Annotated in this window: 18 protein-coding genes, 1 pseudogene and 1 other annotated feature; all 19 genes and pseudogenes read left to right on the top strand. The window is 41.3% G+C overall.

Annotation, left to right across the window (positions count from 1 at the left end):
• The first annotated feature begins 15 nt into the window (after positions 1-15).
• A complete protein-coding gene (locus ABE547_RS02310; RefSeq protein ID WP_347377251.1) occupies positions 16-255 on the top strand; it encodes a DUF6870 family protein in 240 nt (79 codons plus the stop codon).
• Between the two features lie 131 nt (positions 256-386).
• Complete coding sequence (locus tag ABE547_RS02305; protein WP_347377250.1) at positions 387-2,021, top strand: recombinase family protein; 1,635 nt, start codon at positions 387-389, stop codon at positions 2,019-2,021.
• A 10-nt stretch (positions 2,022-2,031) separates the two neighbouring features.
• Positions 2,032-3,747: a recombinase family protein gene (locus ABE547_RS02300; protein WP_347377249.1), complete on the top strand. Its 1,716-nt coding sequence runs from the start codon at positions 2,032-2,034 to the stop codon at positions 3,745-3,747.
• On the top strand, positions 3,740-5,359 hold the full coding sequence (locus ABE547_RS02295; protein ID WP_347377248.1) for a recombinase family protein: 1,620 nt from the start codon (positions 3,740-3,742) through the stop codon (positions 5,357-5,359). The genes ABE547_RS02300 and ABE547_RS02295 overlap by 8 nt, the downstream gene beginning before the upstream one ends.
• A gap of 120 nt (positions 5,360-5,479) precedes the next feature.
• Complete coding sequence (locus tag ABE547_RS02290; RefSeq protein WP_347377247.1) at positions 5,480-5,689, top strand: helix-turn-helix transcriptional regulator; 210 nt, start codon at positions 5,480-5,482, stop codon at positions 5,687-5,689.
• Positions 5,690-5,750: 61 nt separating this feature from the next.
• Entirely contained in the window at positions 5,751-6,836 is a 1,086-nt protein-coding gene (locus ABE547_RS02285) for a hypothetical protein (RefSeq protein ID WP_347377246.1), read from the top strand.
• Positions 6,829-7,029 carry a hypothetical protein gene (locus ABE547_RS02280; protein ID WP_235249036.1) on the top strand — a complete coding sequence of 67 codons (201 nt, stop codon included), beginning with the start codon at positions 6,829-6,831 and terminating at the stop codon, positions 7,027-7,029. The genes ABE547_RS02285 and ABE547_RS02280 overlap by 8 nt, the downstream gene beginning before the upstream one ends.
• Positions 7,030-7,114: 85 nt before the next feature.
• Positions 7,115-9,076 (top strand): DUF262 domain-containing protein, encoded by a 1,962-nt coding sequence (locus tag ABE547_RS02275; RefSeq protein ID WP_347377245.1) that lies wholly within the window; start codon positions 7,115-7,117, stop codon positions 9,074-9,076.
• 1 nt (position 9,077) lies between these two features.
• Positions 9,078-11,414 carry a DUF262 domain-containing protein gene (locus ABE547_RS02270; RefSeq protein WP_347377244.1) on the top strand — a complete coding sequence of 779 codons (2,337 nt, stop codon included), beginning with the start codon at positions 9,078-9,080 and terminating at the stop codon, positions 11,412-11,414.
• A 95-nt stretch (positions 11,415-11,509) separates the two neighbouring features.
• Positions 11,510-11,791 (top strand): annotated as a pseudogene (locus ABE547_RS02265) (N-acetylmannosamine-6-phosphate 2-epimerase); the annotation flags it as partial.
• A gap of 79 nt (positions 11,792-11,870) precedes the next feature.
• Positions 11,871-12,791, top strand: a complete 921-nt coding sequence (locus tag ABE547_RS02260; RefSeq protein ID WP_347377243.1) for a dihydrodipicolinate synthase family protein — start codon at positions 11,871-11,873, stop codon at positions 12,789-12,791.
• Positions 12,792-12,823: 32 nt separating this feature from the next.
• On the top strand, positions 12,824-14,329 hold the full coding sequence (locus ABE547_RS02255; protein WP_347377242.1) for a sodium:solute symporter: 1,506 nt from the start codon (positions 12,824-12,826) through the stop codon (positions 14,327-14,329).
• A gap of 15 nt (positions 14,330-14,344) precedes the next feature.
• On the top strand, positions 14,345-14,797 hold the full coding sequence (locus ABE547_RS02250) for a YhcH/YjgK/YiaL family protein (RefSeq protein WP_347377241.1): 453 nt from the start codon (positions 14,345-14,347) through the stop codon (positions 14,795-14,797).
• Positions 14,798-14,937: 140 nt separating this feature from the next.
• Entirely contained in the window at positions 14,938-15,828 is an 891-nt protein-coding gene (locus ABE547_RS02245; protein WP_347377240.1) for an ROK family protein, read from the top strand.
• Between the two features lie 13 nt (positions 15,829-15,841).
• Positions 15,842-16,705 carry a MurR/RpiR family transcriptional regulator gene (locus tag ABE547_RS02240; protein ID WP_347377239.1) on the top strand — a complete coding sequence of 288 codons (864 nt, stop codon included), beginning with the start codon at positions 15,842-15,844 and terminating at the stop codon, positions 16,703-16,705.
• Between the two features lie 26 nt (positions 16,706-16,731).
• Positions 16,732-17,910 carry an N-acetylglucosamine-6-phosphate deacetylase gene (gene nagA / locus ABE547_RS02235; protein ID WP_347377238.1) on the top strand — a complete coding sequence of 393 codons (1,179 nt, stop codon included), beginning with the start codon at positions 16,732-16,734 and terminating at the stop codon, positions 17,908-17,910.
• Between the two features lie 117 nt (positions 17,911-18,027).
• Entirely contained in the window at positions 18,028-18,633 is a 606-nt protein-coding gene (locus tag ABE547_RS02230; RefSeq protein ID WP_347377237.1) for a GDSL-type esterase/lipase family protein, read from the top strand.
• Between the two features lie 167 nt (positions 18,634-18,800).
• Positions 18,801-19,094 (top strand) — a binding site (T-box leader).
• Between the two features lie 143 nt (positions 19,095-19,237).
• Positions 19,238-19,876, top strand: a complete 639-nt coding sequence (locus ABE547_RS02225; protein ID WP_347377236.1) for a DUF3267 domain-containing protein — start codon at positions 19,238-19,240, stop codon at positions 19,874-19,876.
• A 29-nt stretch (positions 19,877-19,905) separates the two neighbouring features.
• Entirely contained in the window at positions 19,906-21,129 is a 1,224-nt protein-coding gene (gene tyrS / locus ABE547_RS02220) for a tyrosine--tRNA ligase (protein ID WP_347377235.1), read from the top strand.
• The last annotated feature ends 13 nt before the right edge of the window (positions 21,130-21,142 follow it).

Raw genomic sequence — 21,142 nt, 5'->3', positions numbered from 1 at the left:
AGGATGGGTTAGCCTATGACAGTTGAAGAAATGAAGGCAGTAGATATTAGAACTGTTGACAGAGAAACACTTGTTGATATAAGGGATGTGAAAATAGACAGATCATTGCCGCTTGAAGAACGTGTGAGAAGTTTTGTAGAGCAGATTAAGAATCCGTATTGCTTTAGATGCGGTGATGCAGTTGTGAAAACTTCTTTTCTGGATACAGATGTGACATTGGAGGATTGTATGGAAAGTTATCTTAGGAATCTGTGATTTGCCATATTTCAGATGTCATGGAAGTATAGATGCTCAGTGTGTTAAGATGAATTTGGTCAAATATTTAGGCACTAAGTGCTGAGAAGCCTTGCTTCTTGCTGAGCATATCAGGAAGGAGATTCAAGGTTATGAGTAATAAAATCTACAACGCTTGTATTTATGCAAGATTGTCACGTGATGACGGCGATAAGCTGGAAAGTGACAGTATTACAAATCAGAAAGCCCTGATCAGGGACTTTTTATCGAAACATCCGGAAATCCATGTGGTTTCAGAGAAAACAGATGATGGATATTCCGGTGTCAATTTTGACAGACCAGCATTCCAGGAGATGATGGATGAGATCCGATCCGGCAAGGTGAATTGCGTGGTTGTCAAAGATTTGTCCCGTTTTGGAAGAAATTATATTGAAGCCGGTAACTACATTGAGAGAGTATTTCCGTTTATGGGAGTGCGTTTTATAGCAATCAATGACAGTTACGACAGTCTGGATAAGAACCAGTCGGACTCTCTTATTATTCCTTTTAAGAATCTGATTAACGATGCCTATTGTAAGGATATTTCTGTGAAAATCAGATCCCAGCTGGAGATAAAAAGGAAAAAGGGGCAGTTCATTGGTGCTTTTGCCGTGTATGGATATCTGAAGGATGAAGAAGACCATAATAAACTTGTGGTGGATACTTATGCATCTGAGGTGGTAAGGGCAATCTTTAAGTGGAAGCTTGAAGGGATGAGCCAGGGGCGTATCGCAGACAAACTGAACATGCAGGGTGTTCTGTGTCCGATGGAATATAAGATTTCCCTTGGAATGAAAGTGCAGACCAATTTCAGGGTGCATAAAAAGGCTATGTGGTCACCTGTATCGGTCACAAGGATTCTTACAAATGAGATTTATACAGGAGTTCTTGTACAGGGTAAGAGCGGTACTCCGAACTACAAGATTAAAAAGGTTATGCCTAAGGATGTAGAGGAATGGATTCGTGTAGAAGATTCCCATCCGGCTATTGTTGCGAGGAGAAATTTTGATACCGTGCAGAAAATTATGCAGAGGGATATCCGCATTGCTCCGGCAGAGGAAAAAGTTTATCCGTTTTCAGGTTATTTGAAATGTGCTGACTGCGGACAGAACATGGTTCGCAAGCATTACACCGCCGGGGATAAGGAATACACATATTTTATCTGTTCTACACGAAAGGCTAAAAAGGGCTGCAGTACACACAACATAGATGAAGAAACTCTTATGGCCAGTGTACTAAATGCCATAAAAAGCCATATTGATATGGTGTTGGAGGCAGAGCAGCTTCTCGAAATGGTGGAATCACTGCCAGAGAATCAGCAGAATGTCTTTAATTATGATGCACAGATTGTAAAGCTGAAGGAAGAGATTGAGAGAAATAAGAACTTCAAGCTGAAATTATATGAGAATCTGCAGGAAGGCATGATTGGTCAGGATGAATATTTTCTGTTTAAGAAAAGCTATGCGATGAAAATACAGGAGGCTGAACATGCCATTGCTGCCATTAAGGCTGAACGTGAGCAGATGGTCAATAATAATCGGAAACAGCTGTCATGGACGGAAGTGTTTAAGCAGTACCAGAACATTACAGAGGTTACCAGAAATGTAGTAGTGGATCTGATAGACCATATTGAGATTATGGAAGGCAAAGGCATTCATGTAGTATTCAGATACCATGATAATTGGGATAAGCTGATAGCAGCTATTTCCAGTATTCCTGCAGATATGAAATCTCAGATGGCGGTGTAGGAGGTGCGGTATGGCAAGAAAGAGCAGAAAAAACACTGGTGCCGTAATCGAAACACCGGTACAGACAAGCAATTATTTTTCGACGGCGATTTATGTTCGCCTGTCCATTGAGAATAGCGGTAAAGATGATGACGGTGATTCTATTGCCAATCAGATCAGCTTTTGTAAAGCATATCTGGCAGAACATACAGATTTGAAACTTTACGACATCTATGAGGATAACGGTGAAAAGGGGACAAACTTTGACCGCCCAGAGTTCAAGAGAATGATGGATGATATTAGAGGCGGCAAAGTAAAATGTGTTCTTGTAAAAGATTTGAGCCGTTTCGGAAGGGATTATATTGAAGCTGGTAAATATCTGGAAAAGATATTTCCGTTCATGGGTATTAGATTTATTTCCATTACAGATGGTTATGACAGCCTGACCTGTGATGATGCTGAAGGTGCCTTGATGATACCGTTAAAAAATATGATTAACGATGTGTATGCCAAGGATATTTCAAGAAAAATTATCACATCCTTCAGGGCAAGACAGGAGAAAGGCGAGTTCCTTCCGGCATTTGCTCCTTATGGATATGTGAAATCCAAGGAAGTGGCATACAGATATGAGGTAGATCAGGAAACAGCACCTTATGTAAGGATGATATTTGAATGGAAGGCTGAGGGCGTTTCCCATAATGAAATCTGTAAAAGACTCAATGATATGGGAGCGGTAACGCCTGCCAGACGCAAGATTGACCTTGGCATCTGGAGAGCAGAGAAGTACAAGCACACGGTATGGCATGGACGTACCATTATCGATATTATGAAGAATCCTACCTATACCGGCTGTATTGTTTATGGCAGGATTCCGAAATCTTTATATGAAGGAATCAAGATGCATCGTGCTCCAGAGGAAGAATGGCGATATGTGCCGGATGCACATGAGCCGATTATCAGCCAGGAATTATTCGATAAGGTACAGAAGATGTTTGCTGACCGTGCGGAAAAATTTAAGGCAAAGATGGATGAGAATGCTCCGCTCAGGGAACTTGTGACAAATCATTTTAAAGGCAAGATTTATTGTGGTGACTGCGGAAAGAGAATGCGATTTGTTAAGCCTACAGATAAAAGATATCCTGTGGATCAGGATCATGCGGTGTATGTTTGTGGCGGCTATCTTGATAGTGGTTATTCAAGATGCTCAAGGCATTCCATCAGGTATCCGGTTGTGGCTGATGCGGTTCTGGCTGCAATTAACATGCAGTTGGAACTGGCATTGAAGCAGGAGCAGCTTATCCGACAGATGCGTGGTTCTGTAAAGGAAAAGAATCTGATTGATAAATATGTTGGACAGATAAACTATCTGTCGCAGAAACTGAAAAGGATTAACAGTAAGCGAGAGGATTTGTTTGAGAACTTTGCAGAGGGTATTCTGGATGAGGCAGAGTATCAGTTCTCCAAGAAGAAATATGATGATGAAGCTGAAGAAATCGAAAAGAAGCTTACTGTGGAGAAGGCAAAGAAGGTTCAACTGGACGACATTTTGTCTTTGAGTAATGAATGGCTTGTGGCGATTCATAAGGCAGAAAATGTTACAGAAATCGATGCTGGGTTGGTGAAACATCTGGTCAGCTCTGTAAAGATTTTTGATGATAATCGTGTCGAAGTGGAACTGAACTTTGGAGATCAGAGGAATATCTTTAACAGGATAATTGCTGAAATGGCAGGTGAAGCAAATGAGTAAATGGGTTATTGGTAAATATATTCGTCTGTCTCTGGCCGATCAGGATTTGATGAAAAAGGAGAACAAATCAGAGAGTGAGAGTATTTCCCACCAGAAGGCTCTGATTCAGAATTTTATCAACGGCAATTCAGAACTGAATGGTTCAGAACAGTATGAATTTTTTGATGATGGTTATTCCGGCACGAATTTCCAGCGGCCTTCTTTTGAGCGACTGCTGGAAAGAATAAAAAAGGGTGAGATTAACTGTGTTATCGTAAAAGACTTCTCTCGATTCGGAAGAGATTATATCGAACTGGGTGATTACCTGGAGCGTATCTTTCCATTTATGGGTGTAAGGTTTATTTCCATCAATGACCATTATGACAGTGCTGATTACAAAGGTACTACCGGCGGTCTTGATGTTGTTATGAAGAATATCGTTTACGATTATTATAGTAAGGATCTGTCGGTAAAAGTAAAAACTGCAAAGTACCAGAAGATGAAGCAGGGAAAATACCTTGGCGGTCATGTGCCTTATGGTCTTATGAAGGACCCAAAGGATAAGCATAAGCTGATAATTGATCCTGAGGCAGCAGCGGTTGTAAGAGAGATATTTGATATGGCTATTGCCAAGATGCGTCTGATTGATATGGCACGTACTCTGAATGAGAGAGGTGTTGAAACACCGGGGCAATATTACAGAAGAAAGCATCCAGGAACGAAGAAATTTGCAGATACTTCTGATATGGTTTGCTGGAATCATAATAATATCAGAAACATACTTCAACAGGAAATGTATTATGGTGCAATCGTTGGTCATAAAAGACAGGGACTTGGTGTGGGATGTAAGCATACAGCAACTGTGCCGAAGGAAGAACAGTTTATTGTGGAAGGCAGGCATGAAGGGATTGTTACAAAGGAAGAGTTCCTGAGAGCACAGGAGATATTTTGTAAGCAGCGAAAGACGAAGAAGGTCATACCAAAGACTTATCCGCTTTATCGGAAGGTTAAGTGTGGCACCTGCGGAAGGGCGATGACTTATAAGACGTATTCTTTCCGTGGAGAGGATTATAAGTATTTTGGATGCCCTCATGCCAAGGAACAGGTCGGTGATGACGGATGTTGCAAAAGATATATTACTGAGGATAATCTGAATGCTATTGTTTGGTCGGTGGTTAGACAACTTCTGGATATGACTGATGCATTTAAGAAAAAACTGGATAAGCAGAACAATATCAGCAGACAGGAGAATCTTCTTCTGGTGGAGAAACTTGCCGGGTTGCAGCAGGAAAAGGAAAAATGTGAGTCAGACAGATTTGCAAATGTAGATCAGTTTATGGCAGGTATGCTTGATAAGGAAGTGTACCAGAGAAGAAGAGCAGACTTTGGCAGACTTGCAGAAAAGCTTGAGGCTGATATTGCAGAACTGGAGCAGAAGCTTAAGGCAGCTGAAACTGCTAAGGATGACAGCCTATCACAGGCGCTTGGAGTGATGAAAAAATATTCCAAGGCAGATGAACTGACACAGGCAATGGTGCAGGAACTGATTGAAAAGGTTGTTGTTACGGATCCAGAGCATGTGGAGATTGTCTGGAAGTTCAAGGATGAGGTTTGGAAGTTTATAGGAATGTAAGAGTGAAGCCGGTTGGATGATGAGTCTGACTGGCCTCTTTTTTGATTGAAAAAATGGCAGTTTTGATGTACTATAAATTATACGAATAAGACAACTGATTTTTGGTTGAGGATTGGAATTATGGTAAAAAACAATATCGAAGTTGATGTAAAAGTAAAATGCATAGAGCAGGGAAAAACACAGGTGCAGATAGCCGAAGAGATTGACACTACAAAGGCCTATGTTAATCGTGTCATCAAGAAGCAGGATGGCGTTGTGAATAAGACTTTTGTGCAGATGATGGAAGCACTGGGGTATGATATTGAACTTACTTATGTGAAGCGAGAATGAGATTTCTTCGTGAAAAATACAAAGCCTTGTATAGGAAGAATAGAAAGGTTAGGTGTATTGTATGACAGAAGAGACAAAAGATATTGTACCTGTAGATAAAGAAAATTCATTAGAAATTCTTGTTACGGAAGAAGATAAGCATGGAACAGATATTGCACTCATGAGTGATTTTTTTGGATTGTATATAGAACAGCTCTCTACAGAATTGAGTATGCAAGTGGTTTCAGATGTGTTGGAAGAAATTCCTGTTGCAGATATGCAGATATTAGGGGAACTGGCTCAGGGTGCGGATGTGCTTTTGCAGGGGAAGTACGGATTTATTCCTGACTTTGATAATCTCCCAACGGATATAAAAACTAAGCTTAGAAAGGGCATCTATACACTTGGAGAATCGAGACAAGTTGAAGGTAATGTAAGGGCAGTTATTCTGGATGAAGATGGAACGAGAATAAAGGATATTACACTTAAGAAAGTTATTAATACACCAGATACGTTGGCAATGTCAAGAAGCATAACAAGTCAAATTCAAATGCGTCAAATATCTGCAAAATTAGATGCAATTGCTGAAGCACAAAGTTATCTTGTAGAAATGGAACGAAATAATAATATTGTAAAGCCATTTCTCAACGCACGTGATTTTATTCTAAGAGCCCAGAATGCTAAGACTGTAGATGCGCAAAAGAAATATATGATAGAGGCTTCGAAAGAATTGTCTAGTGCAATAAATGCATCAAGATTAGATCTAAAGACAAGTTCTGAACATTTGGCCAAACTGACTCGTTTTCCTGTTTTTAGGAGATTTGATCAGATAAAAACATATTTGGGTTATGTTGCACAGGATTTGCAATTAACAACAAAGTATGTTGGTGTGCAGATGAGAGTTCTTGATTATTTGGGAGACCGTGCAACATCGAAGGAACTATTAGGAAGTTATCAAATGATGCTTTCGGATTTTGTGGATAAACCGCTTAACAAAAGAAATCAATCAGCAGCTGTGCTGATGCAGAATAATTCGACCTATTCAGATGATACACAAGATTACTGGCTCAAGTTTAGAGAGGATATTCAGGAGACAATTAAATCAGGATTATTATTGAAGGAAAGGGAAATGCTTGTTGTTTCCATGGAGGATGCGAAAAATGAGTAATGATAAGAAATGTTGGGCTTGTGGTAAAACACTTACAGGTGGAGAAAAATTGGGTCTGTGCGATGGGTGTTTAAATAAATACGGGTCACCTGTAGCTGCAGCGGGTATTCTGGGACTGGCTGTTAGCGGTAAAATGTTATTGAAGAATAGTAGTAAGATTGTGAAAACTATAGCTAAGATAGTGAAACGATAGAATAATAGGGTTGTGTCATTAGTATTATGTCATTCTTTGATGTTTACGTGGAATCAAGAAGAAAAACTATAATGGAGGATGAAAAATGTCAGTAAGTAATAGTATGGGAACAAAAAAAGTTGAAGAACTTCTGGCTAATAAGTCAATGCCACAAGGAATGCAGTTCTTTGTTCCAAATTATCAGCGTGGATATAGATGGAAAGAATCGCAGGTTCAGCAGTTATTAAATGACCTTAGCGAGTTTGATTATGAAAAAGGTAATGAAAGCCGGTTTTATTGCCTTCAGCCGTTGGTTGTAAAGAAAGATAAAGAAAAAGGATGGATAGTAATAGATGGGCAGCAGAGGCTGACCACACTTTTTATTGTCCTAACTTGTATTGAGAAGATGCTCTATAAAGAGAAGGCCAAACTTTTTGTCATGAATTATCAGAATAAGACTCAGATGCATGACTGGCTAGAGTCTCTAGGGATTGTGAAACTCGATCCAAATTCGGGAGATGTCATAGACGAAGTTGCGCTAAATGAAGAAGACATCGATGCATATCATATCACAAATGCTTATTTAACGGTAAAGAAATGGCTTGAGGATACATATGATTACAAAGCAATCGGCGCTGAGATTCGTGAAAAAATTAGAACCTATACACGCTTTATCTGGTACGAAATCAATGGTGACGTAAAGCCGGAGATTATATTTACTAACATAAACATGGGCAAGATTAAGCTGACAAATGCTGAACTTATCAAGGCTCTTCTTCTTAAGAAAGATAACTATAAAGGGGAGTCAGAAAAAGAAATTACGGCCAGTCAGATTAAGATCAGTACTGCATGGGATAACATGGAAGCAACTTTGCAAAGAGAAGATATGTGGAGGTTCCTTACTGGTTCGGGAAAATTCAGTAGTATTGATACCCATATGGAATTGATTTTTCAAATAATGGCCAAAGAAATTATAAAGAGCCGAGTCGGGAAGTATCCAGAATTTTACGTTGAAAATGAGGAACAGTTAAATAGGGAGACCTATACATTTATAATTTTTAACCGTGAAATGGAATACATGAAGAGGGAGTATGTGGCTGCTGGTGACTATAAATATTCCAAAATGCTAGAGGATTTCTGGGGCAAGGTCGAAAGCTTTTATAACATGTTCATAGACTGGTATGAGGACAGAGAGTGGTATCATTTGATCGGTGTCTTACTTTCTAAGGATGAGAACCAGTCTGAGGAGTATTTTGAAAATTTATGTGATCTTTATCGAGGACATACCAAAACAGAATTTGTAATGGAGTTAAAGAAGAAAATAATCTCTGAGATTGAATTTGAGGATGCAGATAAGGATGATTTTGAATTCGGAGAAGAGGTTGTAAGAGAATATCTGAATTCATTGCAGTATTCTGGAAAGAAAGCAGAGAAGGACAAGATCAGAAATATCCTGTTGCTATTTAATGTAATTTCTATGCAGCAGAATACGGATTCCAATCCACGCTTCCCATTTGATGCCTATCAGAGACAAAAGTGGGATATCGAGCATATTCACTCTGTCACAACAGATAGGGCTCAGAATAAAAAAGAGCGCGAGGAGTGGCTTGAGGAAGCAAAACCTTATATAGATTCAGATGTTGGAATGCCGGAGGATCTTAAGGCTGAAATTGATAATATCTATACACAAAAATTATACGGAGATGAATCCGCACCTCAGTATGATGAAATGTATAATAAAGTTATTGCATTTTTCTCAGGAGAATCATCAGTAGAAGAAAAGCCAATTAATGAAATTTCAAATCTTACTCTGTTGGATCAGAGGACTAACCGCGGGTACGGAAACCATATCTTCCCGGTCAAGAGAAACAAAATCCTTGAAAAGAGCGGAATTGAAAGTTTTATTCCGTTATGCACGAAGAATGTCTTCCTGAAGTTCTATTCAAAGACGGTTTCCCAAATGTATTTGTGGGATAAACATGACAGGCAGGACTACTTCGATAAAATGGTACAGACTATAGTTAATTATCTGGCAGAAGATATAGAAGATGTGAAGGAGGAAAGCTAAAATGGAAGGAAATGAAAAAATAACATTTTGGGAACTCCTGGATGAGTATTCAATAGAAATACCGGTAATTCAGAGAGATTATGCACAAGGCAGAGAAAATGTCGAGGATATTCGAAACAATTTTCTGGAGAGCATAAAAAATGCGCTTGATACAAAGACGGATCTTGATTTGAACTTTGTTTATGGAAGCGCGAACGGAAAGCTTTTTACACCTATAGATGGACAGCAACGTCTGACAACCCTTTACCTACTTCATGTGTATCTTATGCTTGCGTTAGAGAAGAAGATGGACAAGGGCTCAAATAAACGTATTGCTAAGTTTACATACGAAACCCGAACAACATCGAGGGACTTCTGCAAGAATCTGACTAGCAAGCCGCTTACTATTAGGAAAGACAAAAAGCTTTCGGAGGTTAAGTCTGTAAGTGAAGAGATTACCAATAACAACTGGTTCAGTTCATCCTGGAAGAATGATCCTACCATCAAATCGATGCTGAATATGCTAGATTCTATTCATGCGCTGTTTAAGAATGCGAACCTATCAGAGTACTTTAACCTACTCTCTGGCAATGCTGATGATGACTGTCCACTGTACTTCTATTTCCTTGATCTTGGAGAGTACAATCTTGGAGATAGTATTTATATCAAGTTAAATGCACGTGGAAAGGATCTTACTTGCTATGAAAATTTTAAAGCAAAGTTGTCTAAGTATATTAATGATGAATTGGACACTCCAAAAGATGACTATATAGCAAAATTAGATGGAGAATGGTCTGATGTATTCTGGACATTTAGAGAGCCTGAGACGAGGTTGTATGATGACAAAATTATGAACTTGTTCATTAATTATCTGATTAATGAATATGCGGCTCATATGGTCTCGGTAGGTCGTGATGCTGTAAGACAGGAGTTAAAGGAAATCATAGGTTATAGTCAGCTTGAGTTTATAAATAGATTCCAAGGATATAATGCAAAATGGGATGGGCAGAAGGTAGCGAACAGCTTCGTAGATATTTTCGAATTGTTTGACCTTATAACAGATGGGAAGAAGCAGGTTATTTTTGCACCAAATAATAAATATTTTGACGAAGCCCAGATGTTTAAATGGATAATGGAAAGACACGACTCTGATTATGAAGGCAGAATTCAAGCAGATGCCTATTTTGGTTTTGTACTTACAAATAAGGCGTCTATTGCAGATTCAGATAAATTCGGTCAGCAGCTGAAAGACTGGATGAGAGTTATGACAACATTGAGTAGGGAAACCAACTACAATGGTGGTGATGATTATGCAAGGGCCATTAGCAAAGGGGTGCGTAGGCTACTTCCTTATAGTTCCGATATAATTAGTCATCTTGCAGGAATAACTGAACATTCAGGCTATGGCTTTGATTCAGACTGTTTTGAAGAAGAATGCCTAAAAGCAAAATTGATGAAGCGAGATGATGAGTGGAAGGAATTGATTCTTAATGCGGAAGATAATAAGTATTTCAACGGACAAATTGGATTCCTTCTTGAAGCTGCTGGTATTTTGTCAAAATATGAAAATGGTGAAATGGATGGTTGGACAGCAGAGGAAGATAAGAATAGCAAGGATGCCTTCAGAAAATATCTGAAGATATATGGATCTATATTTGGTGAATTTGAATATGGTTCCAAGAAAGAAAAATATGTGGGTATTAACAGGTTGTTTGCTAATAATCTGAGAAGAGCCTTGCTTTGTAAGGGAGATTATCATCTGGATGATAGTAGCAATTCAAGTTTCCTTGTAGACTTTGACAGAGATATTAGTTGGAAACGTTTGCTTAGAATTCAGAGCAATGAGAAGCATGGAACATATAAAACCAGACGAAAAATGTTAATGGATCTGATCAATGATCCTATGTTTGATATTAACGACATCTGCGCTGGACTGGTTAATATTTGTAATAGAGATATCGGTAAGATAACAGATTGGAGAAAATACTTCATAAGTGTACCGGGAGTGATGGATGCTTTGCATGATTATAGTTCTTATAAGCCAAAGGAAAGATATATAAGAATCGAAGGTGACAATATTTTCCTTATGGGAAGCACACGTCTTTATGGATACAATGAGGAATATTATTCATTTGCCCTTTGTTGTATGCTTGAGTGTCTGGGAAAATACAGTGTTAAATATGAGAAGGCTAAAGGGTGGGAAGATATCCATCATCAAATAGAGGTTACAGAAAAGAGCACTGGAGAAGTTTATGAGATAAAATATAGGCGTTCAGATAAGACATTTGCAATTTACAAGAAAGACGGAAGCACAACGGTATATGCAAACCTTGAAGATACCTTGAATGCATTGAAGTAACAAAATGGATGTATGTTAAGGTAGGTACTTTGGGTTAATTTACTGCCATCAAAACTATGGCAGAAAAATTTCTTAGACCTATCTTGACATACGCTGAGGAAGCACTCCACGCAGATGAACTTGGATTTGACTTTATCGGAACGACTATGGTCGGTTATACAGAGCAGAGTAAAAATGATAAGATCGAGGCCAATGACTTTGAGATATTAAGAAAGATCGTTGCCAATGCAAAGCACAGAGTGATCGCTGAGGGCAATATCAATACACCGGAGAAAGCAAGAAGGGTAATCGAACTTGGCGCATTCAGTGTGGTCGTTGGTTCTATCATTACAAGACCGCAGCTGATTACAAAATCATTTGCAGAGGCCCTTGAATAATACGGGCACATAAAAGCAGAGCTTAATATTTTAACATAAAACAAGAAAATCATTCAATTAAGAAAAGGAGAAAACCATCATGAGAAATCTTGACAAGTACAAGGGAGTCATTCCTGCATTTTACGCATGTTACGACAAAGAAGGTAACATCAGTCCGGAAGGAGTACAGGCATTAACAAAATACTTCGTTGAAAAGGGAGTAAAAGGTGTCTATGTAAACGGTTCTTCCGGAGAATGTATTTACCAGAGTGTAGAAGACAGAAAGATCGTTCTGGAAAACGTAATGAAAGCAGCACAGGGAAAACTTACGGTCATTGCCCACGTTGCATGTAACAATACCAAAGACAGTATGGAACTTGCGGCACATGCAGAAAGCCTTGGTGTAGATGCGATTGCAGCAATCCCGCCGATCTATTTCCATCTGCCGGAGTATGCAATTGCTCAGTACTGGAATGATATCAGTTCTGCTGCTCCGAACACAGATTTTGTCATCTACAACATTCCACAGCTTGCGGGGGTTGCATTGACACAGAATCTGTTTGCCGAGATGAGAAAGAATCCGAGAGTCATTGGTGTAAAGAATTCTTCCATGCCGGTTCAGGATATCCAGATGTTCAAACAGGCTGCCGGTGAAGATTACATTATCTTTAATGGTCCGGACGAGCAGTTCATAAGCGGACGTGTGATCGGTGCAGAAGGTGCGATCGGCGGAACATACGGAGCTATGCCGGAATTATTCCTGAAAATGGATGAGCTTGTAAAAGCAGGTGATATGGAACAGGCAAGAGAGATCCAGTATGCTGTTGATGCAATCATATATAAAATGTGTTCCGGACACGGCAATATGTATGCAGTGATCAAGGCGATCCTTAAGATCAATGAAGGACTGGAACTCGGCGGAGTAAGAAGACCACTGGCAGATCTGGTGGAGAGCGATACTGCAGTCGTAGAAGAAGCTGCAAAGATGATTCGCGATGCAAAAGCAAAATTTCTTGATTAAGAAAAGAGATGAGAGTTTTAGGAGGAAAAAACATGCAGGGCTTTACCGTTATTGATTTGATTATTTTAATTGTGTATCTGGCAGCAGTATTGATGGCCGGCCTTCATTTCGCAAAGAAAGAGATGAAGGGAAAAGAGTATTTCAAAGGAGACGGAACGATTCCGTGGTGGGTAACTTCCGTATCTATATTTGCGACATTGCTCAGTCCGATTTCATTCCTGTCACTGGCAGGAAATTCTTATGCAGGAACATGGATCATGTGGTTTGCTCAGCTCGGTATGCTGCTTGCGATCCCGCTGACGATCAGATTCTTTCTGCCGATCTACAGTAAGCTGGATATTGATACCGCATATCACTATCTGGAACTGAGATTCGGAAGCAAAGGACTTCGTGTTCTTGGCGCAGTTATGTTTATTATCTATCAGATCGGACGTATGTCCATTATTATGTATCTTCCGTGTATGGTACTTGGAAGCCTGACAGGAATCAATGTAAACCTGCTGATTATCATCATGGGTGTGATCGCGATTATATATTCATACACAGGTGGTCTGAAATCTGTACTCTGGACAGACTTTATTCAGGGATCTGTATTACTGATCGGTGTTACATTTTCACTGATCTTCCTGCTGACACATCTGGATGGAGGAATTGGTGCAATCTTCCATGCATTTGCAACAGAACACAAATTCCTGGCGGTAGATCAGCCGATCTTTAATCCGAATATTCTGAAAGACAGTGTATTCATCATGATCGTCGGTGCAGGATTCAACACCATGGGATCTTACGTATCCAGCCAGGATATTGTACAGCGTTTTACCACAACAACAGATACAAAGAAACTGAACAAGATGATGCTGACAAACGGTGCGTTATCTATCTTCATCGCAACCGTATTCTATCTGATCGGTACAGGCCTGTATGTATTCTATCAGCAGAATGCGCTTCCACCGGCAGCGGCACAGGATCAGATCTTTGCTTCTTACATTGCATTTGAACTTCCGGTTGGTGTAACGGGACTTCTTCTGGCAGCGATCTATGCAGCAGCACAGTCCACCTTATCTACCGGTCTGAACTCTGTGGCATCAAGCTGGACACTGGATATCCAGGCACGTCTGTCTAAGAAAGAGTTAAGCTTTGAAAAACAGACAAAGATTGGTCAGTATGTATCTCTGATCGTAGGTATCTTTGCAATCGCAGTTGCAATGGTTCTTGCAAACGGTGGTGTAAAATCCGCTTACGAATGGTTCAACGGATTCATGGGACTGGTACTTGGAATCCTGATCGGTTCCTTCATCCTGGGAGCATTTACGAAAGTTGCCAATACTTTTGGTACTACACTTGCATTTATTGCAGCATCTGCCGTTATGGTTTATATCAAATACTTTGTACCGGCTGAGAGCGTTTCCATCTGGTCTTACTCTATCATCTCCATCGCAGTGTCTCTGGTAGTAGGAATACCTGCAAGTTATATCTGGAGAAAAGTAAAAGGCGACACTTCTGTACCGGCACCACACACAACGGTATATAAAAACTAGGAAGGAACGGGAAATATGATATTTGGTAATATTAATAACCTGGAAGAGTTTTCGTATCTGGAGAAACAGATCATGGAATGTTTTGCGTATGCAAAGAGCCACGATCTGGCATCCTATGAAAAAGGAAGTCATGAGATTGACGGGGACAGACTTTTTGTAAATGTTGTGGAGTATACGACCACTACCCCGGAGGAACGTTTCTGGGAAGCACACAAAAATTATCTCGATGTACATGTGATGATTCATGGAACCGAACAGATCGATCTGAATTTTATCCGGAATATGGATGTAAAGGAATTTGTGGAAAAGGATGATTTTCTTCCGATGGAAGGGGAAAAGAACAGTTCCGTGATCTTAAGAGACGGAGATTTTCTGATCTGTTATCCGGGCGACGGACATCGTACAGCAGTGGCTGTAGATGGACCGGAGCAGATAAAAAAAGCGATCTTTAAAGTGCGTATAGCATAGAAGTGATGCAGCTTAGAGAGGCAAGTCGGAATCGGTGTTCCGGATTGCCTCTTTGGTGCGCCGTACAGCAAGAAGGTGCATGGGAATACATCGCTTAACAGGAAGCAGGCTTGAATACAGGAAAAGACAGAGGTATAATAATGAAAAAATATATAAGTATCGATATAGGCGGAACAGCGATAAAATATGGCGTGATCAATGAAAATGCAGAGATACTGTACCGCAGCGAAAGAGCAACGGAAGCGTATAAAGGCGGAGCGTCTGTTCTGGCGAAAGCAATGGATATCGCATCTGAACTGACTCAGATACATGAGATCAGCGGAATCTGCATCTCTACAGCGGGAATGGTGGATACCGGAAAAGGCGAGATCTTTTATTCAGCACCGTTGATTCCGGATTATGCCGGAACCAGATTTAAAGAGACAATGGAAAAAGAATATGGAATCCCATGTGAAGTGGAGAATGATGTCAATTGTGCAGGGCTTGCCGAGTATATGTCCGGTGCTGCAAAGGGAAGCAGTATTGCGCTTATACTGACCGTTGGAACCGGGATCGGAGGCTGTATCGTGGTTGACGGGAAGGTGTTTCATGGATTCAGCAACAGTGCCTGTGAAGTCGGCTATATGCATATGGATGACAGTGACTTTCAGACACTTGGCGCTGCAAGTATTCTGACCAGAAAAGTGGCCGAATGGAAGCAGGAGCCTGCAGAAAACTGGAATGGATACCACATTTTCGAGGAAGCAAAGAATGGGGACGAGATCTGTAACCGTGCAATTAATGATATGACAGATGTCCTGGGAAAAGGAATTGCCAATATCTGTTATGTGATCAATCCGGAGATCGTGGTTCTGGGCGGAGGAATTATGGCTCAGGAGGAATTCCTGAGAGACAAGATAGAGTCTGCACTGAAAAAGTATCTGGTTCCGAGTATTGCTGCGAATACCAGGATTGCATTTGCAAAGCATAAGAACGATGCGGGGATGTTGGGAGCATTTTATCATTTCATGGGGTGCCGCCAGGAAAGTTAAGGAATGAAAAGGCATGGAATATTATGTAAAATCCGTAGTACCGATCATTGAATCAAATTATGATAAATTTACGACTGTCGAAAAGAATATTGCGGACTTTTTTATACAGAATCGTAAGAAAGTGGATTTTTCTGCAAAAGCAGTGGCAGAAAGACTGTTTGTATCAGAAGCTTCTTTATCAAGATTTGCAAAAAAATGTGGATACCGCGGATATCGGGAATTTGTCTATCAGTATGAAGAGACGTTTGTAGAAAGGCAGGAATCTATCACCGGCAATACAAGGATGGTCTTAAATGCATATCAGGAGCTTCTGAATAAAACCTACAGTCTGGTGGATGAAGCACAGATTGCGAGGATCAGCAGATATCTGAATCAGGCAGAACGGGTATTTGTGTGTGGAAAAGGAAGCTCCGGACTTGCGGCAAGCGAGATGGAGATCCGGTTTATGCGAATCGGTGTAGACATTGATTCTGTTCTCGATACAGATCTGATCCGGATGCAGGCGGTGTTTCAGGACAAACGAAGTCTCGTGTTCGGAATCAGTATCAGCGGAGAAAAAGAAGAGATTCTTTTCCTGTTGAAAGAGGCACATCGAAGAGGTGCCAAAACAGTGCTTCTTACGGCCAATAACAAAGAAGAATATGAAAAGTTCTGTACAGAAGTGATTCTGCTGCCTTCGCTTCGACATCTGAATCATGGCAATGTGATCTCACCACAATTTCCGATACTGATTATGCTGGATATTATATACTCTTATTATGTGGAGCAGGATAAATATAAAAAAGAATCACTGCATGACAATACGCTGCGGGCGCTGGAAGAGGGCACTCAGAAAAGGCGCCGTGTAATAGACCGGACAATGGAAGATCTTATATAAATAATGATTATCGGGAGGGAAAAAAGATGCTCATTAAAAATGTGAAAGTGTACACAGAAGACTGGAGATTTGAAGAAGGAGAAATCGTCATTCGAGACGGTATCTTTGAGCGGGTAAACTTCAAAACAGACAAAGAAGAAGCAGAGGGAAATGGAGAAAACGTGCCAGACGTGGCAGAGGATGTCATAGTGGACGGAGAGGGTTGCTTTGCGATTCCCGGACTGATCGATCTGCATTTTCACGGGTGTATGGGAGACGATTTCTGCGATGGGACAAAAGAAGCCATTGAAAGAATTGCCGCATATGAAGCATCTATTGGTGTCACAGCAATTGCTCCGGCAACGATGACACTTCCTGTGGAAGAACTGGTGGACATATTGAAAGTTGCCGCAGAATATAAAAAAGAAGCGACAAAGGGCGCTGACCTGATCGGTATTAATATGGAAGGACCATTTATCAGCCCCGCAAAGAAGGGTGCACAGGATGAGAGGAATATCATTCCGTGCGACGCAGAAGTATGCCGGAGGTTTCTGGATGCATCTGAAGGACTGGTCAAATTCGTCGGAATTGCACCGGAGGAAAGCGAAAAGTCAATTGAATTTATTGAACAGATGAAAGACAAAGTAAATATTTCTCTTGCGCATACCAATGCTGACTATGATACGGCAAAAGCAGCATTTGATGCAGGAGCCAACCACGCGGTGCATCTTTATAATGCCATGCCGGCATTCACACATCGTGCACCTGGAGTTGTGGGGGCTGTTGCTGACTGCGAACATGTGATGGCAGAGATTATCTGTGATGGCGTGCATATTCATCCCGCTGCGGTCAGAGCAACCTTCCGGATGATGGGAGAAGAACGCATGATCCTGATCAGCGACAGTATGCGGGCAACCGGAATGCCTGACGGACAGTATACACTTGGCGGTCTGGATGTAAACGTGGTCGGCAATCGTGCAACACTTGTGTCTGATGGGGCCCTGGCCGGATCGGCGACAAACCTTATGGATTGTATGAGAACAGCAGTCAAAAAGATGGGAATTCCATTCGAGACGGCTGTCGCATGCGCAACAATGAACCCTGCAAAGAGCCTGGGCGAATATGAGAATTATGGCTCCATCACAGAAGGAAAAAAAGCAAATGTGGTGTTGCTTGACGATGAATTGAACTTAAAAATGGTAATCAAAGACGGGAAAACGTTATAAGTTCAAAGGGGACGGAGGATTTTTAAAAATCCCCCGTCCCCTTTGATTAAGTCAATCACCAGAGAAATCCACAATAAATATCCACAATCGGTGGAAAAATTGTTATCAGGGGGATATATGAGAATAGTTTTTTTAGGGGACAGTATTACGGATGCAAATCATATTTTTTTGAATAATGGATTAGGAAACGGGTATGTATATCAGATTTCGGAAAAGTTGAAAAAAAGAGGGGGGGATTTCTGTATTCTGAATCGAGGTCATGACGGTGCAACAGTACAGAGTCTCAGAAGAACACTTGTGTCAGACTGTCTTATTAAGAAACCTGACATTGTCAGCATTTTGATAGGATGCAATGATGTAGGAATAGTGATGAATACGGGAAAGACATTGGAAAAACAGGAGTTTGCGGAAAATTATGAGAAGCTTTTAGGGGAGATAAAACAAGAAACGACTGCACAGATCCTATGTGCGGGTCCGTTTATTTTTCCGGAGCCGTTGGAATACATAAACTGGTTTCCGGTAATCGATGAAGCAGAGAGAATACAGGTTGATGTTGCGAAGAGACAACAGGTGAAATATCTACCGCTGCAGAAGAAGATGCAGAAATATGGAGAACAATATGGTTATTCGGCAATTACAACAGATGGAATCCATCTGACAAAAAGAGGGAGTGAGCTGTTGGCAGAAGAATGGATCAAAGCAGCGGCTCAGATAATCACATAGATGTGTAAAATGTGGAAAACACAGTGGGATTGCGTGGATAAATACGCGAAAATATGTTGCGTTAAAGCGATAAAGGCGGGACGGGGGTTTTTTAAAAATCCCCCGTCCCGCCTTGACAAAGTTCTGCAAATACGGTACTCTTTTGTTTGTGAATATGTTTTGATATGTGAAAGGCTTTGAAAAGAAGAAGTAATGATCTGTACACCCATACAGAAAGCTGCCGGTGGATGAGAGGCGCATGAAGGAATGGATCATGAATACATCTTGGAGCTGCACACCGAAAACAGACGGTTCTGTCTGCGGAGCAAAACCTGCCGCAGACGGCTTATCTCTGTTGAGTAGGCTGTGACGTAAGGCACACGTTACTGTGCGGGGGTTTGTGAATACGCAGACTTAGTGAGGCTGGCAGTGTAAGCTGTTGGCGAAGCAAGGTGGTACCACGGGTAATTTCCGTCCTTATCGTATGATAAGGGCGTTTTTTTGTATCAGCGACGAGCCAAAGTCCAAGCTTGCTTGTGACCTTGGCGACCGCTTACAATCTCAGAACGTGCCCTTAGGCACTTCTGATGATTGTGCTTTGATTTATTTTGCTTGAGAGGTATGTATGAAAAAAGAGAAAAAGCCAAACATGGCAAAACAGAAGATTATTGAAAATTACGAAAGGCAAAAGCAGCAATATCTGGAAGCCGGATATGAGGAACGGCAGGAAACGATTTCGATAGTGAGGGCCAATGTCATGGCATTTGTGACTGCCGGACCGTTTGTGGTGCTGGGATTGATCCTGTGGTTCTGTATCAGACCTCTGTCGAAAGAAGGAAATTTCGTACTGGGGAACCAGGCAGTATGTTTTTTGGTTTTGTTCCTGGTATGTATCTTCGTTCATGAACTGCTCCACGGTGTGGGATGGGTTTTCTGGACGCAGAACAAATGGAAGAGCATCTATCTGGGAATGATGTGGGAATATCTGACACCTTACTGTCACTGCAAGGAGCCTCTTGGACCCGGGCAGTATCTGGTGGGCGGACTGGCACCGTTTGCAGTGCTGGGAATCGGAATGTATCTGGCTGCGCTCGTGAGCAGCAGTATACTTCTGCTGTCACTGAGTCTTTTCAATATCCTTGCAGCCGGTGGCGATACGACAATCGCCTGCATGCTGTTTCGGTATTTAAAGTACGACAAGTGCTGCTATATCCTGGATCACCCGACGGACTGCGGTTTTGTTGCCTTTGTAAAACAGAATTAATGAAGCAATAAGAAAAGGAGAGATATGATATGGGAATTTATGAAGAACTGATTGCGCGCGGACTGATCGCGCAGGTAACAGATGAAGATGACATCAGAGAACTGATTAATAATGGAAAGGCTACATTTTATATCGGTTTCGACCCGACGGCTGACAGCCTTCATGTAGGACACTTCATGGCGCTCTGCCTGATGAAACGTCTGCAGGAAGCAGGAAATAAGCCGATTGCGCTGATCGGCGGCGGTACTGCAATGATCGGTGACCCATCCGGAAGAACGGATATGCGTCAGATGATGACAAAAGAAACTATTCAGCACAACTGTGACTGCTTCAAGGAGCAGATGAGCCGTTTCATTGATTTCTCAGAAGGAAAAGCTTTGATGGTAAACAATGCTGACTGGCTTCTGGATCTGAATTATGTAGATGTTCTCCGTGAAGTAGGTGCGCATTTTTCTGTAAACCGTATGCTTGCGGCTGAATGTTATAAGCAGAGAATGGAGAGAGGATTAAGTTTCCTTGAATTCAATTACATGATCATGCAGAGCTATGATTTCTATATGTTATTCCAGAAATATGGATGTAACATGCAGTTCGGCGGGGATGATCAGTGGAGCAACATGCTTGGCGGAACAGAACTGATCCGTCGTAAGCTTGGAAAAAATGCATGTGCGATGACGATCACGCTGCTTCTGAATTCAGAAGGCAAGAAGATGGGCAAGACCCAGAGCGGCGCTGTATGGCTGGATCCTAATAAAACCTCTCCGTTCGAATTCTACCAGTACTGGAGAAATGTTGCAGATGCGGATGTTCTGAAATGTATCCGAATGCTGACATTCCTTCCGCTGGAAGAGATTGATAAGATGGATTCCTGGGAAGGTGCTCAGTTAAATACAGCAAAAGAGATTCTGGCATTTGAGCTGACCAAGCTGGTACATGGAGAAGAAGAAGCACAGAAAGCTCAGGAAGCTGCAAAGGCACTTTTCAGTAAAGGTGCAGCAGCAGACATGCCAAAGACAGAGCTTACACAGGAAGATCTGACAGATGGCAATATTGATATCCTTACCATGTTGGTAAAAGCAGGACTGACGGCTTCCAAGTCAGAGGCCCGCAGAGCTGTACAGCAGGGTGGTGTAACTGTAGACGGAGAAAAGATCACAGATATCTATCATACATTTGCCGGAGAAGCGCTGGATGGAGAAGGTATCGTTCTGAAAAAAGGAAAGAAAAATTTCAGGAAAATTGTGATGAAGTAATTGCCGGTGAGGC

The sequence above is a fragment of the Dorea sp. YH-dor226 genome, assembly GCF_039832105.1.
Taxonomy (GTDB): Bacteria; Bacillota; Clostridia; order Lachnospirales; family Lachnospiraceae; genus Dorea_A.
This window is presented reverse-complemented; position numbering and strand designations above follow the sequence as displayed.

What these genes read in the sequence shown, in the direction of transcription:
- ABE547_RS02310 (WP_347377251.1), top strand. Translation starts at nt 16, where the DNA reads ATGACAGTTGAAGAAATGAAGGCAGTAGATATTAGAACTGTTGACAGA.
- ABE547_RS02305 (WP_347377250.1), top strand. Translation starts at nt 387, where the DNA reads ATGAGTAATAAAATCTACAACGCTTGTATTTATGCAAGATTGTCACGT.
- ABE547_RS02300 (WP_347377249.1), top strand. Translation starts at nt 2,032, where the DNA reads ATGGCAAGAAAGAGCAGAAAAAACACTGGTGCCGTAATCGAAACACCG.
- ABE547_RS02295 (WP_347377248.1), top strand. Translation starts at nt 3,740, where the DNA reads ATGAGTAAATGGGTTATTGGTAAATATATTCGTCTGTCTCTGGCCGAT.
- ABE547_RS02290 (WP_347377247.1), top strand. Translation starts at nt 5,480, where the DNA reads ATGGTAAAAAACAATATCGAAGTTGATGTAAAAGTAAAATGCATAGAG.
- ABE547_RS02285 (WP_347377246.1), top strand. Translation starts at nt 5,751, where the DNA reads ATGACAGAAGAGACAAAAGATATTGTACCTGTAGATAAAGAAAATTCA.
- ABE547_RS02280 (WP_235249036.1), top strand. Translation starts at nt 6,829, where the DNA reads ATGAGTAATGATAAGAAATGTTGGGCTTGTGGTAAAACACTTACAGGT.
- ABE547_RS02275 (WP_347377245.1), top strand. Translation starts at nt 7,115, where the DNA reads ATGTCAGTAAGTAATAGTATGGGAACAAAAAAAGTTGAAGAACTTCTG.
- ABE547_RS02270 (WP_347377244.1), top strand. Translation starts at nt 9,078, where the DNA reads ATGGAAGGAAATGAAAAAATAACATTTTGGGAACTCCTGGATGAGTAT.
- ABE547_RS02260 (WP_347377243.1), top strand. Translation starts at nt 11,871, where the DNA reads ATGAGAAATCTTGACAAGTACAAGGGAGTCATTCCTGCATTTTACGCA.
- ABE547_RS02255 (WP_347377242.1), top strand. Translation starts at nt 12,824, where the DNA reads ATGCAGGGCTTTACCGTTATTGATTTGATTATTTTAATTGTGTATCTG.
- ABE547_RS02250 (WP_347377241.1), top strand. Translation starts at nt 14,345, where the DNA reads ATGATATTTGGTAATATTAATAACCTGGAAGAGTTTTCGTATCTGGAG.
- ABE547_RS02245 (WP_347377240.1), top strand. Translation starts at nt 14,938, where the DNA reads ATGAAAAAATATATAAGTATCGATATAGGCGGAACAGCGATAAAATAT.
- ABE547_RS02240 (WP_347377239.1), top strand. Translation starts at nt 15,842, where the DNA reads ATGGAATATTATGTAAAATCCGTAGTACCGATCATTGAATCAAATTAT.
- nagA (WP_347377238.1), top strand. Translation starts at nt 16,732, where the DNA reads ATGCTCATTAAAAATGTGAAAGTGTACACAGAAGACTGGAGATTTGAA.
- ABE547_RS02230 (WP_347377237.1), top strand. Translation starts at nt 18,028, where the DNA reads ATGAGAATAGTTTTTTTAGGGGACAGTATTACGGATGCAAATCATATT.
- ABE547_RS02225 (WP_347377236.1), top strand. Translation starts at nt 19,238, where the DNA reads ATGAAAAAAGAGAAAAAGCCAAACATGGCAAAACAGAAGATTATTGAA.
- tyrS (WP_347377235.1), top strand. Translation starts at nt 19,906, where the DNA reads ATGGGAATTTATGAAGAACTGATTGCGCGCGGACTGATCGCGCAGGTA.